Origin of the sequence: Pseudoalteromonas apostichopi, from assembly GCF_030297135.1 — a bacterium.
Lineage (GTDB): Bacteria > Pseudomonadota > Gammaproteobacteria > Enterobacterales > Alteromonadaceae > Pseudoalteromonas > Pseudoalteromonas apostichopi.
Genome location: NZ_AP028065.1, coordinates 2,037,501 through 2,050,929, shown reverse-complemented (window position 1 = coordinate 2,050,929; position 13,429 = coordinate 2,037,501). Strand labels below are relative to the sequence as shown.

Genomic DNA, 13,429 nt, shown 5'->3' with positions numbered 1-13,429 from the left:
TTGTTATCTCATTCCATTATAAAATTTGTAATAGCTCACCACGATAAAAATCACATAACAACCAAATTTGTTGAAATGGATGTTGTTTAGGTACATCAAGGTGAGTAAGTACTGACTTAAAATCATCAAGATGCCATATAGTACTGGCATTTCGAATTAATAACCAAGGCTGCGTAGATTCGTAATGTTTCTTGGCTTTTTGTGCCAACAACCGATGCAAAGCACAGTGCAGACGCTCGTTACTTGGAGCTAAAGCCATTTCAGCGAGATCTCGTTGCATTGAGATAGACAGCGGCCTACCTAACACCGCCATTGCTTCTGTTTCACTGGCATATAAATGGGCGACTTCAATATCGAGCCGCTCATCACCTTTATAACAACTCACGTCTGGCTTACTCGGTGTGTTATGCCAAATATTACGCATACTTACGCCAAACTGCTTTTCGTAACAGCGTAAAAACAGCTTTGCTGCGCCATGCTCGAGCGCTATTTTCTCTTGTTCACTTTCACGATTCATTTAATGTTGCATACACATCTTTTAATAACCCAGAAGCGCCAAAACGAAATAGCTCGGGTTGTAAGTACGCTTCACCCATAATTGATTCAGCGAGGGCTAAATACTCAGCAGCATCGGTGACTGTTCTGACTCCGCCCGCAGCCTTAAAACCAATTTTTTTACCACTCGCTTTTATGGTGTTTAACATGATATCTGTTGCAGCTAGAGTTGCATTAACAGCCACTTTACCGGTACTAGTTTTAACGAAATCAGCACCGCCTTCAATTGCCAGTTTAGTGGCCGTTGAGATGAGATCATCGCTTAATTCGCCACTTTCTATAATCACTTTGAGTTGCGCTTTATTGCTACATGCCTCTTTTGACGCTTTGACATACTCAAAAACTTTGCGCTCATCACCGGCGATTAGTGCTTTATAGGGGATCACTAAATCAATTTCATCAGCTCCGCGCTCAATAGCAAACAGCGTTTCATTTATCACTTGTTCTAACGATTGCTCCCCACTAGGAAAGTTAGTAACTGTAGCTACTTTGACTTGCTGTAGTTCACGCTCAGCGAGTGCAAGCTTTGCGTCGCTTACAAACTGGCTATATACACAGACCGCAGCAGGAATACCTAACTTTGGCTCAATACTGGCAACCAAGTTATTAATGGTTTCTGTTGTGTCGCTGTCGTTCAGAGTTGTTAAGTCCATCAGTGCCACCGCTTGGGCAGCGCTTGTTTGCATTTTAGTCATAGCTCTTATATTTGTGTTGCCATATTAGTGACCTATAGTAGCAAATTTTTATCATTCGGCTATAAATCATAACTAATCACCATAAGGCTACTTATTTACTTGTAACTCGTCGCAATCCCTTGTTAACTAAGTCTTAAGCCAAAACAAACCACCGGGTATAACTTTTAGTTATATAAACTTGGTTTTAATTATTTTTTACTTTTTTTAGAGCACTATATTCTGCTTGCCTGCAATAAGCAGTTTCGTTGATGTGTTTTAGGGGTGAGAACAAAGTGCAATATTTACCAATCTTTACCAAATTAGACGACAAACCAGTACTGGTAGTCGGCGGTGGAGATGTCGCGTTACGCAAATGCCGTGCGTTTTTAAAAGCACGTGCCAATGTGACACTAGTCGCCCCTGAGTTTTGCGATGAGCTGCTCGCTCTTGCTAAGCAAGGTGAAGTAAACCTGATTTCTGATACTTTTAAAGAGCAGTATCTGGATCAGCAAATGCTGATAATCGCCGCAACTGATATAGACAGTGTTAACAAAGATGTTTTCGAACTTGCGAATGCGCGCAATATTTTCGTTAACGTGGTGGATGACCAACCTAAGTGCAGCTTTATTTTTCCATCAATTGTTGACCGTGATCCAATCACAATTGCGATTTCAAGTGCAGGCACAGCACCAGTTTTAGCACGTCGTTTACGTGAAAAACTAGAAACACTTATTCCACAACATATTGGTCCTCTCGCTACATTAGTAGGTAGCTTCCGTAATAAAGTAAAACAGCGCTTTAAACACTTTGCTGATCGTCGCCAGTTTTGGGAGGGCGTATTTGATTCATCAGTGGTAAGCAAAGTACAAGCGGGTAATACCGAAGCTGCTTCAGCGCAATTAGAGCAACTATTAGATGCTAAGCCAGAGCCTGAAGGCGAAGTATATGTTGTTGGTGCAGGCCCAGGTGACCCAGAGTTATTAACACTAAAAGCACTGCAATTAATGCAACAAGCCGACGTCGTTGTTTATGACTACTTGGTTTCTGATGAAATTATGGATTTAGTACGCCGTGATGCCGACTTAGTTTGCGTAGGTAAACGTTTAGGCGATCATAGTGTTGCACAAGAAGATACTAATCAGATGCTGGTCGATTTTGCCAAACAAGGCAAAAAAGTATGCCGTATTAAAGGTGGCGACCCGTTTATTTATGGTCGTGGTGGTGAGGAAGTGCAAGTGCTAGCCGCTAATCAAGTACGTTACCAAATTGTACCGGGTATTACTGCTGCTGCAGGTTGTAGTGCATATGCTGGTATTCCACTTACCCACAGAGATCATGCGCAAGCCATTCAGTTTGTAACAGGTCACTGTAAAAAAGATGGTCAAGAATTAGATTGGCAGTCACTCGCAAAGCCAAATCAGACATTAGCAATTTATATGGGAGTGATTAAATCACCGCATATTCAAGCACAATTATTGAAACACGGCCGCGGTGCAGACACCCCCGTTGCCATAATCGAAAACGGCACACGTAAAGAACAACGAGTGGTTACAGGGCAATTAGGTGAGCTGGCCGATTTGATTTCGCGCCATAGCATTATTTCACCAGCCTTATTAATTATTGGCGAAGTTGCATCATTGCACCATCAGCTTGCATGGTTTGGTAAAACCGAGCAAACCAGCAGCTTTGCCCAGCCAATCACTGGCGTAGCTTAATTTAACTTTTAATCATTTTAGTAGGACGACTAACAATGGCTTTAACACACCTTCAGCAATTAGAAGCTGAAAGTATCAAAATCATGCGCGAAGTAGCTGCTGAGTTTGAAAACCCGGTGATGCTTTACTCAATCGGTAAAGATTCATCAGTGTTATTACACTTAGCACGTAAAGCGTTTTATCCAGCAAAAATTCCATTTCCACTTTTACACGTTGATACCAACTGGAAATTTAAGGAAATGATTGAGTTTCGTGACCGTCTAGCTAAAGAGTATGGTTTTGATTTAATCGTCCACAAAAACCCTGAAGGGTTAGAGATTGATATTAATCCGTTTGTACACGGCTCAGCAAAGCACACCGATATCATGAAAACGCAAGGCTTAAAGCAAGCGTTAGACAAATACGGCTTCGATGCTGCATTTGGTGGTGCACGTCGTGACGAAGAGAAATCTCGTGCTAAAGAACGTGTTTACTCATTCCGTGATAAGCACCACAGATGGGATCCAAAAAACCAACGTCCAGAGCTTTGGAATACGTACAACAGCCAAGTTAACCCGGGTGAAAGCATTCGTGTATTTCCATTATCTAACTGGACTGAACTTGATATTTGGCAGTATATCTACCAAGAAAACATTGAAATGGTTCCACTTTACCTTGCTAAAGAACGCCCTGTTGTAGAGCGTAACGGTACGCTAATCATGGTTGATGACGAGCGCATGCCATTGGAAGAAGGTGAAGTACCACAAATGAAATCTGTCCGTTTTCGTACCCTTGGTTGTTACCCGCTAACAGGTGCCGTGGAATCAACGGCAGGAACCTTAACTGAAATTATTGAAGAGATGCTGCTTTCAACCTCTTCTGAGCGTGAAGGCCGCGTGATTGATCACGACTCTGCGGGTTCAATGGAAAAGAAAAAACGTGAGGGCTATTTCTAATGTCTAAAACAAACGACACAATTAATGAAGTAAGAGAGTTAGGCATCGACGCCTACCTTGCGCGTCAGCAAGACAAAAGCCTTTTACGCATGCTTACCTGTGGTAGTGTAGATGACGGTAAGTCGACCCTGATTGGCCGCCTTTTACATGACAGCCATCAAATTTATGAAGACCAACTTGCTGCACTACATAAAGACAATGAAAAAGTCGGTAATGCGGGTGAAGAGCTTGATTTAGCACTACTTGTAGATGGCCTTCAAGCTGAGCGTGAGCAAGGTATTACGATTGACGTTGCTTATCGTTACTTTTCAACAGCAAAACGTAAGTTCATCATTGCTGATACGCCAGGACATGAGCAGTACACGCGCAACATGGTTACCGGCGCATCAACCAGCGATGTGGCGATTATCTTAGTCGACGCTCGTTACGGTGTACAAGTGCAGACTAAACGTCATAGCTTTATCTGCGATTCGCTCGGCATTAAGCAGTTTGTTGTTGCAATCAACAAGATGGATATCGTCGATTTCGATGAAACCGTGTATGAGAAAATCAAAGCGGATTATCTAAAATTTGCAGAGCAGCTAAATGTTACTAATATCAAGTTTGTACCTATGTCAGCGCTCAAGGGTGACAACGTAGTAACACGCTCTCTACACACACCTTACTACACAGATAAACCACTGCTTGAGTTACTTGAAGACTCACCAGCGGCTGAAATTGATAGCGGTTTTGAAGCACGTCTTCCTGTGCAATATGTTGTGCGCCCTAACTTAGATTTTCGTGGCTTCCAAGGCACTTTAACGTCTGGCAAGTTCAGTGTTGGTGATGCAGTAAAAGTTTTACCATCTGGTAAAAGCTCAAGCATTAAAGAAATTGTGACTTTCGATGGTAACCTAGATACGGCTGAAGCAGGTCAAGCAATCACTTTAACGTTAAATGATGAAATTGATATCAGTCGTGGTGATGTTATTGTGCCAGCAGCTTCAAAAGCAGCTGTTACTAACCGTATTCAAGCTAAATTAGTATGGATGCATGAAGCACCGTTAGTATTAGGTAAAAGCTACAACTTTAAGTTAGGCAGCAAAAACACCTCAGCAGTGGTTAGAAAGATCGATCACACCATTGATGTAAATACCCTTGAGCATGGTCAAGCTGACTCATTACAACTTAACGAAATTGCTATTGTAACCTTAGAGCTTACTGAAACAATTTTGGCCGATGAGTACCACAACAACCATGAAACAGGTGCGTTTATTTTAATTGATCGCCTATCAAACTTAACCGTTGCGGCAGGTATGATTGAGCAATTACTTAGCACTGAAGAGCAGCAAAGTAGCTTTAGCGACTTTGAAGTTGAATTTAATGCTTTAGTACGCAAGCACTTCCCTCATTGGCAAGCGCTTGATATAACTAAGCTTAAGTAATCATTATTCGCCTGTTATAGGAAGTAAAAAGCATGTATCAACAGCTGGTATTAACAGGCATTATGCTGGTATTAGTGGGGTGTCTTTTTGGCACTCGACTAAAACCAGCATGGTTATTTGTCGGCGCTATTGGTATTAGTTATTTAGCAGGGCTGATCAGTCTTGAAGATATGCTAATTAACTATGCAAACCCTTCTTTAATTACGCTTATTCTACTTGTACTCGTTTCGATAGCTGTAGAAAAAACCACGCTAGTGCAAAAGCTTGCTCAGTCTCTTTCGAAAGGCAGCCTGACAAGTTCGGTGACAAAACTAGGTTTATCAACCGCCTTTTTATCATCATTTACCAATAATACTGCGGTAGTGGCATCGCTGATTAGTGCAATAAAAGAAAGCCCGACCCATTCACCATCTAAGCTTTTATTACCTTTATCGTATACCGCCATTTTAGGTGGCACAATTACGCTGATTGGCACTTCAACCAATTTAATTGTTAATGGCTTTGCCGTTGAAGCAGGAATGGAGCCCCTTGGTTTTTTTGATTTTACCTTGATTGGTTTAGGCGCATTGAGCGTCGGACTTATCACTATTTTGGTGATGCTCAAGTATTTACCAGATAACGGTAAAAACGACCAAGAAGTGGTGCCCTTTTACCTTGAAGGTAAAGTAGAAACAGGTTCGAAATTAATTGGTAAAAGTGTTGAAGAGAATGGCCTTCGTGAATTAAAAGACTTGTTCTTAGCCGAAATAATCCGTGGTGATAAACGAATTTGCGCGGTTACACCAAAACAAGTTATCAAAGAAGGTGACGTACTGCTGTTTGTAGGTGACATAAAGTCAGTGCCTCTGCTTACCCAATTTGATGGCTTAAAAGTTGTGCACGACAAACATGAGAAAGACGTTGAGCACCTAGTTGAAGTTGTTGTTAGCCATTCTTCAAAATACATTGGTAAAACAATTAAAGAAGTTCGCTTTCGTGAGCAGTTTCATGCAGCCGTTATTGCTATTCGTCGCGGCCATGACCGTTTACAAGGCGGCTTAGGTAAAGTTCAATTGCAAGCGGGTGACTCATTGATCCTTGCGCCTGGCAAAGAGTTTTACTCGCTACCCAATTTAAAGCGCGAGTTTGTTTATATTTCAGGTCTTGATTTACAAACCCATTTAAAACCTAAGCAATCAAATATTGTGTTAGCGAGTTTTGCAGCCGTATTGGGGTTAAGTATTATTGGCCTTGTTCCCTTAGTGAAAGGCCTACTCGTTCTTCTTATCGGTTTAATGCTAACGGGCACAATCAAGCTAAGTGAAGTAAAACGTCGTTTTCCGATTGAGTTACTCGCAGTAGTGGGTAGTGCTATTGGCCTTGCCAAACTCATGATAGGCACAGGGCTTGCCGGTGAAATTTCATCAGCCATGTTATACGTTTTAGGTGACTTTGGGCCCTACGGGGCATTTATCGCAATATTTTTAATGACGGTTTTGTTTACCGAACTCATTACCAACAATGCCGCTGCTGCGCTTTCGTTTCCGGTAGCGTATGCACTAGCCGTTGGTTTTGATGTATCACCGTTGCCTTTTATTATGGCTGTCGCATTTGGTGCATCGGCTAGCTTCATTTCGCCATTTGGTTATCAAACTAACTTGATGGTTTACAGCGCGGGAAACTACCGCCTTAAAGATTATATTGCCATGGGCTTACCTTTATCGATTATTTACTCGATTACGGTTTTAACACTCATACCACTGGTATTCCCATTTCAATAACGAGAGTAAAGACAATGGATGAAAATATCGTTTGGCATAATTACGCCATTAGCAAATCACAGCGTAGTGAGCAAAAAAAGCATAAGCCAACCATTCTATGGTTCACTGGTTTTTCAGGCTCAGGTAAAAGCACTGTTGCAAACGCACTAGAAAGCGCATTAAACCAATTAGGCGTTCACACCTACCTACTCGATGGCGACAATGTGCGTCATGGCTTGTGTAAAGATCTTGGCTTTACTGATGAAGACCGCGTTGAAAACATTCGTCGCGTAGGCGAAACCGCAAAGTTGATGGTCGATGCCGGTCTTGTGGTATTGACCGCATTTATTTCGCCGTTCCAAAGCGAACGCGATATGGTAAGAAACTTAGTAGAGGATGGTGAGTTTATTGAGGTATTTTTAGATACCCCGCTTGAAGTGTGTGAAACCCGCGACCCTAAAGGGCTTTATAAAAAAGCCCGTGCAGGTGAAATTAAGCACTTCACCGGTATAGACTCAGACTACCAAATCCCTGCATCGCCAGAAATTAAAATCGATACCAGCAAAAACACCCTAGACCAATCGGTGCAAGAACTGGTAGCGTATTTAAAACAACAGCAAATTATAGGTTAAGTCATGAATCAAACGGAACTGCTAGAAGAAATATTACTCCTCGCACGCCAAGCAGGTAGTGCAATAATGGGGATTTACGAAAAGGACTTTAATGTTGAGTACAAAGCTGATGAAAGCCCAGTTACCGACGCAGACCTAGCAGCTCACAAAGTGATTGTGAATGGCTTACAACACCTCACCCCTGATGTACCAATTCTAAGCGAAGAAAGCGCTGATATTAGCTGGGATATCCGTCAAACTTGGCAACGCTACTGGTTAGTAGACCCAATTGATGGCACCAAAGAGTTCATTAAAAAGAATGGCGAGTTCACCGTGAATATTGCCTTGATTGAAAAAGGTAAACCAGTATTGGCAGTTGTCGATGCACCGGCATTAGGTGTGTCGTATATTGCTGCTGAAGCAATTGGTGCCTTTAAAGATAAAGGTGATGAGCGTATCGAACTTAAGGTAACCCGTAAGCCAAATAAAGGGCTGATCCGTGTTGTCGGAAGCCGCTCGCACCCTTCTCCTGATTTAGCAGAATTCGTAAAACAGTTTGAAGATGTAGAAATGGTTTCAAAAGGCAGCTCGCTAAAACTTTGTCTTGTTGCCGAAGGTAGTGCTGATATATACCCCCGCCTTGGCCCAACCTGTGAGTGGGATACCGGAGCAGGTCATGCGATTGCCGAAATAGCAGGCGCAACGGTTAGCAAACTCGATGGCAGCCCACTACTGTATAACAGTAAAGAAGAATATCTGAATCCGTTTTTTGTCGTATCAGCATTACAGAACTAAAAGCGTTCCGTTAAATACCGTAGGCTGGGTAGAGCACAGCGAAACCCAGCATTGAGCCATAAACTTTAATATTCCCTACTTTATAGGCACTTCTATCTAGCCAATAAGTCCTTGTTCCTATAGTATTTTGCTATCTTATCTATTAAAGGAATAACCATGACGACTGTTGAAAAAGCAATTGAAGCCGGCTATGAGGCACAAATTAGCGCACTATATAAAGCGCTTTCACAAGGGGTGCTTGCCGCTAATGGCGATGAAAGCGAAATCACAGCAGCTGAGGCACGTTTTAAGAAAGGTTTAGCATTCGCCGCAGACATTAAAGCTCGCGCACTTGCAGCAGCAGAATAAATACCACAACTGGGCTTTTCTAAATGAGCCCAGTTCTCTTCCTTTGTAAGTCTCTCCTTACAGCATAGTTATCTAAACACAACGCTAAAACATGCATTCTTAGTCGCTTTTCTATATGCTGCGCGACAATTATTATTCTAATAGTGGAGTGCTAATGAACACACATCAAGATGCTATGCCGTATGATGCATCGACAACAAGTAGTAACTCAAAATGGAATCTTCATGACACCCAATGGGTGTTAAGTTTATTTGGCACCGCAGTCGGTGCTGGGATTTTATTCTTACCAATTAATATCGGCATCGGCGGATTTTGGCCATTGATTATCATGGCATGCCTTGCTTTTCCGATGACCTACTTAGCCCACAGAGGCTTAGCCCGATTTGTTTTATCATCAAAAAAGCCTGAAGCTGACTTTACTGATGTAGTAGAAGAGCACTTTGGCATAAATGCGGGGCGCTTGATCTCTTTACTGTATTTTCTCTCTATCTTCCCTATCTTACTTATTTATGGTGTTGGCCTAACAAATACCGTTGATAGCTTTATCGTTAATCAGTTAGGCATGGAGTCGCCACCACGCGTGTTGTTATCTGGCGTACTCGTTGGCGGTATGATCAGCTTAATGCTGGGTGGCGAAGCATTGATGTTACGTGCTTTTTCGATACTTGTTTATCCACTTGTCGCTATTTTGTTTTTCTTATCGATTTATTTAATCCCAAGCTGGCAAATGCCAGATGTATCTGTACCTGAGTTTTCGGGCTTCATGAAAACACTTTGGTTATCAATACCTATCATTGTATTTTCATTTAGCCATGCAGCTGCAATATCAAGCTTTGTGAATGTACAGCGTGCTCACTACGGCAACAATGCTAAAATGAAGTCAGAAGCAATTCTGAAGCGTACCAGCCTACTATTAATTGTGTTTGTTTTACTGTTTGTATTCTCGTGTGTGCTGTCACTATCTACTGAACAAATGGTACAAGCAAAAGCTGATAACGTGTCTATCTTGTCATTCCTTGCCAATATCACTGATAACTCATTTATTGCGACCTTAGGACCATTAGTTGCCTTTATTGCGATTACGTCTTCATTCTTAGGTCACTTCTTAGGTGCCCGTGAAAGCTTCAACGGTCTTGTTAGTAAGCAAGCACATATGAACCCTAAACTCGTTGATAAGATTGGCACTGTTATCATGTTCTTCGCTATTTGGTATTGCTCAGTGATCAACCCAAGTATTTTAGACATGATGGATCAGTTATCAGGCCCAATCATTGCCATGATCCTTTTCATCATGCCAATGATTGCCGTGTATAAGGTACCTAGCTTACACAAATACAGAAACCGCTTGAGCACACTGTTCGTATTAACAGTTGGCTCTCTTGCTGTATTTGCGCTTATTTACAGCATGATTCAATAGTCAACAACTGCTTATACATTAAGAAGCCCAGCAGGGAAGCCTGCTGGGCTTTTTTAGTTCGCGAGTTTCGAGAGTAAAGTTAAAAAGGGTAACGTTTTAAGGTCTGGTAGATTGGGTAGAGCGAAGTGAAACCCAACACAGAGCTATCAGCTTTCAGCGTTCAGCCGCTCGGTGGAGGTGTTTTGGTCAGAGTCCCCCCTAAGCAATAAGATCCCGCCGGAGGCACTAAGAATTGCTAGGTTCTAGGTTCTAGGTTCTAGGTTCTAGGAAGAGTGTCGTTGTAGGAATGGCTTTAGCCATGAATATATTGCTTATGGCCTAGATTCGGCACTGAAGTGCCTCCTACTCGTTTTGTTGCTGAGGAACACTCTGAAGTACCAAACAATCCTGTAGATCAACTGCCATCTAATCTCTGGCATCTGAGATACGCATCACGTAGGAATGGCTTTAGCCATGAATGTGTTGGTTATGGGCTGAACTCGGCACTGACGTACCTCCTACAAGGTTTTGTTGCTGAGGGAGTCTCTGTACTAAACAACTCCACCGCTCAGCTGACATTTATTATCTGACGGCTGAAAGCTGACAGCTCCAAACGCAAAAAAGCCCGACTCTTTCGAATCGGGCTTTCTTTAATTTGGAGCCTGGCAATGTCCTACTTTCACATGGCAAATGCCACACTATCATCGGCGCTGTTTCGTTTCACTACTGAGTTCGGCATGGGGTCAGGTGGGTCCAAAACGCTATTGTCACCAAGCAAATTTGGGTCGTTAATCGCCTTGGCAATCAACTAAAATTCGGAATTCTGATATCAAGTAAATGTCTACTTTAGTTTCTTAACTTCTGTCTGTTACGCTGTCATAAAACGCGTTTGGCGTTGTATGGTTAAGCCTCACGGGTAATTAGTACAGGTTAGCTTAATGGCTCGCACCACTTCCACATCCTGCCTATCAACGTTGTAGTCTTCAACGGCCCTTCAGAGACTTTAAAAGTCTAGTGAGAACTCATCTCGAGGCCTGCTTCGCGCTTAGATGCTTTCAGCGCTTATCAGTTCCGAACGTAGCTACCGGGCAGTGCCATTGGCATGACAACCCGAACACCAGCGGTTCGTTCACTCCGGTCCTCTCGTACTAGGAGCAACCCCTCTCAATTCTCAAACGCCCACGGCAGATAGGGACCGAACTGTCTCACGACGTTCTAAACCCAGCTCGCGTACCACTTTAAATGGCGAACAGCCATACCCTTGGGACCGACTTCAGCCCCAGGATGTGATGAGCCGACATCGAGGTGCCAAACACCGCCGTCGATATGAACTCTTGGGCGGTATCAGCCTGTTATCCCCGGAGTACCTTTTATCCGTTGAGCGATGGCCCTTCCATTCAGAACCACCGGATCACTATGACCTACTTTCGTACCTGCTCGACGTGTCTGTCTCGCAGTTAAGCTGGCTTCTACCATTACACTAACCGTACGATGTCCGACCGTACTTAGCCAACCTTCGTGCTCCTCCGTTACTCTTTGGGAGGAGACCGCCCCAGTCAAACTACCCACCAGGCACTGTCCGTAATCCCGATTAGGGACCAACGTTAGAACATCAAAACTACAAGGGTGGTATTTCAAGGACGGCTCCACAAAGACTAGCGTCTCTGCTTCAAAGCCTCCCACCTATCCTACACATGTAGGTTCAATGTTCAGTGCCAAGCTGTAGTAAAGGTTCACGGGGTCTTTCCGTCTAGCCGCGGGTACACAGCATCTTCACTGCGATTTCAATTTCACTGAGTCTCGGGTGGAGACAGCGTGGCCATGGTTACACCATTCGTGCAGGTCGGAACTTACCCGACAAGGAATTTCGCTACCTTAGGACCGTTATAGTTACGGCCGCCGTTTACCGGGGCTTCGATCAAGAGCTTCGTCCGAAAACTAACCCCATCAATTAACCTTCCGGCACCGGGCAGGTGTCACACCGTATACGTCATCTTGCGATTTTGCACAGTGCTGTGTTTTTAATAAACAGTCCCAGCCACCTGGTCACTGCGGCTCCCGTCCGCTTAAAGAGCAAGTCTCATCACAGATAGGAGCGTACCTTCTCCCGAAGTTACGGTACGATTTTGCCTAGTTCCTTCACCCGAGTTCTCTCAAGCGCCTTAGTATTCTCTACCTGACCACCTGTGTCGGTTTGGGGTACGATTCGGTATAATCTGAAGCTTAGAGGCTTTTCCTGGAAGTATGGCATCAACAACTTCACACCCTTGGGTGCTCGTCTCGTGTCTCAGTCTTAAGAGTCCGGATTTTCCTAAACTCTCAACCTACTCACTTTCACATGGACAACCAACGCCATGCTTGTTTAGCCTGCTCCGTCCCCCCATCGCAATTATACCAAGTACGGGAATATTAACCCGTTTCCCATCGACTACGCCTTTCGGCCTCGCCTTAGGGGTCGACTTACCCTACCCTGATTAACATGGGATAGGAACCCTTGGTCTTCCGGCGTGCGGGTTTTTCACCCGCATTATCGTTACTCATGTCAGCATTCGCACTTCTGATACCTCCAGCATACCTCCCGGTACACCTTCAACGGCTTACAGAACGCTCCCCTACCACTCAAACAAAGTTTGAATCCGCAGCTTCGGTGCATAGTTTAGCCCCGTTACATCTTCCGCGCAGACCGACTCGACCAGTGAGCTATTACGCTTTCTTTAAAGGATGGCTGCTTCTAAGCCAACCTCCTGGCTGTCTGGGCCTTTCCACATCGTTTCCCACTTAACTATGACTTTGGGACCTTAGCTGGCGGTCTGGGTTGTTTCCCTCTTCACGACGGACGTTAGCACCCGCCGTGTGTCTCCCGGATAGTACTTTACGGTATTCGGAGTTTGCAAAGGGTTGGTAAGTCGGGATGACCCCCTAGCCTTAACAGTGCTCTACCCCCGTAAGTATTCGTCCGAGGCTCTACCTAAATAGATTTCGGGGAGAACCAGCTATCTCCCGGTTTGATTAGCCTTTCACTCCTAGCCACAGGTCATCCCCTAACTTTTCAACGTTAGTGGGTTCGGTCCTCCAGTTGATGTTACTCAACCTTCAACCTGCCCATGGCTAGATCACCGGGTTTCGGGTCTATACCTTGCAACTAAACGCGCAGTTAACGCTCGCTTTCACTACGGCTACCCTAATCGGTTAACCTCGCTACAAAATATAAGTCGCTGACCCATTATACAAAAGGTA

At 43.8% G+C, this 13,429-nt stretch carries 10 protein-coding genes and 2 rRNA genes (1 of these 12 running past the window's edge); 8 read left to right on the top strand and 4 right to left on the bottom strand.

What is annotated here, in order from left to right:
* Nucleotides 1–16: 16 nt before the first annotated feature.
* Complete coding sequence (locus tag QUE86_RS09220; protein ID WP_054554823.1) at nucleotides 17–517, bottom strand: hypothetical protein; 501 nt, start codon at nucleotides 515–517, stop codon at nucleotides 17–19.
* Nucleotides 507–1,250 carry a deoxyribose-phosphate aldolase gene (deoC, locus tag QUE86_RS09215; protein WP_167659195.1) on the bottom strand — a complete coding sequence of 248 codons (744 nt, stop codon included), beginning with the start codon at nucleotides 1,248–1,250 and terminating at the stop codon, nucleotides 507–509. Before deoC ends, QUE86_RS09220 begins: the two co-directional genes overlap by 11 nt.
* A 272-nt stretch (nucleotides 1,251–1,522) precedes the next feature.
* On the opposite strand from deoC, the gene cysG reads away from it, so the two are divergent.
* The 8 genes from cysG (at nucleotide 1,523) to QUE86_RS09175 (ending at nucleotide 10,213) form a co-directional block, all read left to right on the top strand.
* The gene (gene cysG / locus QUE86_RS09210) at nucleotides 1,523–2,944 is read left to right on the top strand and encodes a siroheme synthase CysG (protein WP_239977516.1); all 1,422 of its coding nucleotides are present in this window, start codon (nucleotides 1,523–1,525) and stop codon (nucleotides 2,942–2,944) included.
* 35 nt (nucleotides 2,945–2,979) lie between these two features.
* The gene (gene cysD / locus QUE86_RS09205) at nucleotides 2,980–3,879 is read left to right on the top strand and encodes a sulfate adenylyltransferase subunit CysD (protein ID WP_105173930.1); all 900 of its coding nucleotides are present in this window, start codon (nucleotides 2,980–2,982) and stop codon (nucleotides 3,877–3,879) included.
* Nucleotides 3,879–5,303 carry a sulfate adenylyltransferase subunit CysN gene (gene cysN / locus QUE86_RS09200; protein WP_130049907.1) on the top strand — a complete coding sequence of 475 codons (1,425 nt, stop codon included), beginning with the start codon at nucleotides 3,879–3,881 and terminating at the stop codon, nucleotides 5,301–5,303. The genes cysD and cysN overlap by 1 nt, the downstream gene beginning before the upstream one ends.
* Nucleotides 5,304–5,335: 32 nt before the next feature.
* A complete protein-coding gene (locus QUE86_RS09195; RefSeq protein WP_286256748.1) occupies nucleotides 5,336–7,063 on the top strand; it encodes an SLC13 family permease in 1,728 nt (575 codons plus the stop codon).
* Nucleotides 7,064–7,077: 14 nt separating this feature from the next.
* Nucleotides 7,078–7,674 (top strand): adenylyl-sulfate kinase, encoded by a 597-nt coding sequence (cysC, locus tag QUE86_RS09190; RefSeq protein ID WP_130049909.1) that lies wholly within the window; start codon nucleotides 7,078–7,080, stop codon nucleotides 7,672–7,674.
* Nucleotides 7,675–7,677: 3 nt separating this feature from the next.
* Nucleotides 7,678–8,448, top strand: a complete 771-nt coding sequence (gene cysQ, locus QUE86_RS09185) for a 3'(2'),5'-bisphosphate nucleotidase CysQ (RefSeq protein WP_130049910.1) — start codon at nucleotides 7,678–7,680, stop codon at nucleotides 8,446–8,448.
* 156 nt (nucleotides 8,449–8,604) lie between these two features.
* On the top strand, nucleotides 8,605–8,796 hold the full coding sequence (locus QUE86_RS09180; RefSeq protein ID WP_055022144.1) for a hypothetical protein: 192 nt from the start codon (nucleotides 8,605–8,607) through the stop codon (nucleotides 8,794–8,796).
* A 154-nt stretch (nucleotides 8,797–8,950) separates the two neighbouring features.
* Nucleotides 8,951–10,213, top strand: a complete 1,263-nt coding sequence (locus QUE86_RS09175) for an aromatic amino acid transport family protein (protein ID WP_286256738.1) — start codon at nucleotides 8,951–8,953, stop codon at nucleotides 10,211–10,213.
* A 639-nt stretch (nucleotides 10,214–10,852) separates the two neighbouring features.
* Here QUE86_RS09175 and rrf read toward each other — a convergent pair.
* Nucleotides 10,853–10,967 (bottom strand): 5S ribosomal RNA (gene rrf, locus QUE86_RS09170).
* Nucleotides 10,968–11,091: 124 nt separating this feature from the next.
* Nucleotides 11,092–13,429, bottom strand: a 23S ribosomal RNA gene (locus QUE86_RS09165) (it continues 545 nt past the right edge of the window).

Excerpts from the sequence above, each read along its gene's own strand:
- QUE86_RS09220 (WP_054554823.1), bottom strand. The coding sequence starts at position 517 with ATGAATCGTGAAAGTGAACAAGAGAAAATAGCGCTCGAGCATGGCGCA.
- deoC (WP_167659195.1), bottom strand. The coding sequence starts at position 1,250 with ATGACTAAAATGCAAACAAGCGCTGCCCAAGCGGTGGCACTGATGGAC.
- cysD (WP_105173930.1), top strand. The coding sequence starts at position 2,980 with ATGGCTTTAACACACCTTCAGCAATTAGAAGCTGAAAGTATCAAAATC.
- cysN (WP_130049907.1), top strand. The coding sequence starts at position 3,879 with ATGTCTAAAACAAACGACACAATTAATGAAGTAAGAGAGTTAGGCATC.
- QUE86_RS09195 (WP_286256748.1), top strand. The coding sequence starts at position 5,336 with ATGTATCAACAGCTGGTATTAACAGGCATTATGCTGGTATTAGTGGGG.
- cysC (WP_130049909.1), top strand. The coding sequence starts at position 7,078 with ATGGATGAAAATATCGTTTGGCATAATTACGCCATTAGCAAATCACAG.
- cysQ (WP_130049910.1), top strand. The coding sequence starts at position 7,678 with ATGAATCAAACGGAACTGCTAGAAGAAATATTACTCCTCGCACGCCAA.
- QUE86_RS09180 (WP_055022144.1), top strand. The coding sequence starts at position 8,605 with ATGACGACTGTTGAAAAAGCAATTGAAGCCGGCTATGAGGCACAAATT.
- QUE86_RS09175 (WP_286256738.1), top strand. The coding sequence starts at position 8,951 with ATGAACACACATCAAGATGCTATGCCGTATGATGCATCGACAACAAGT.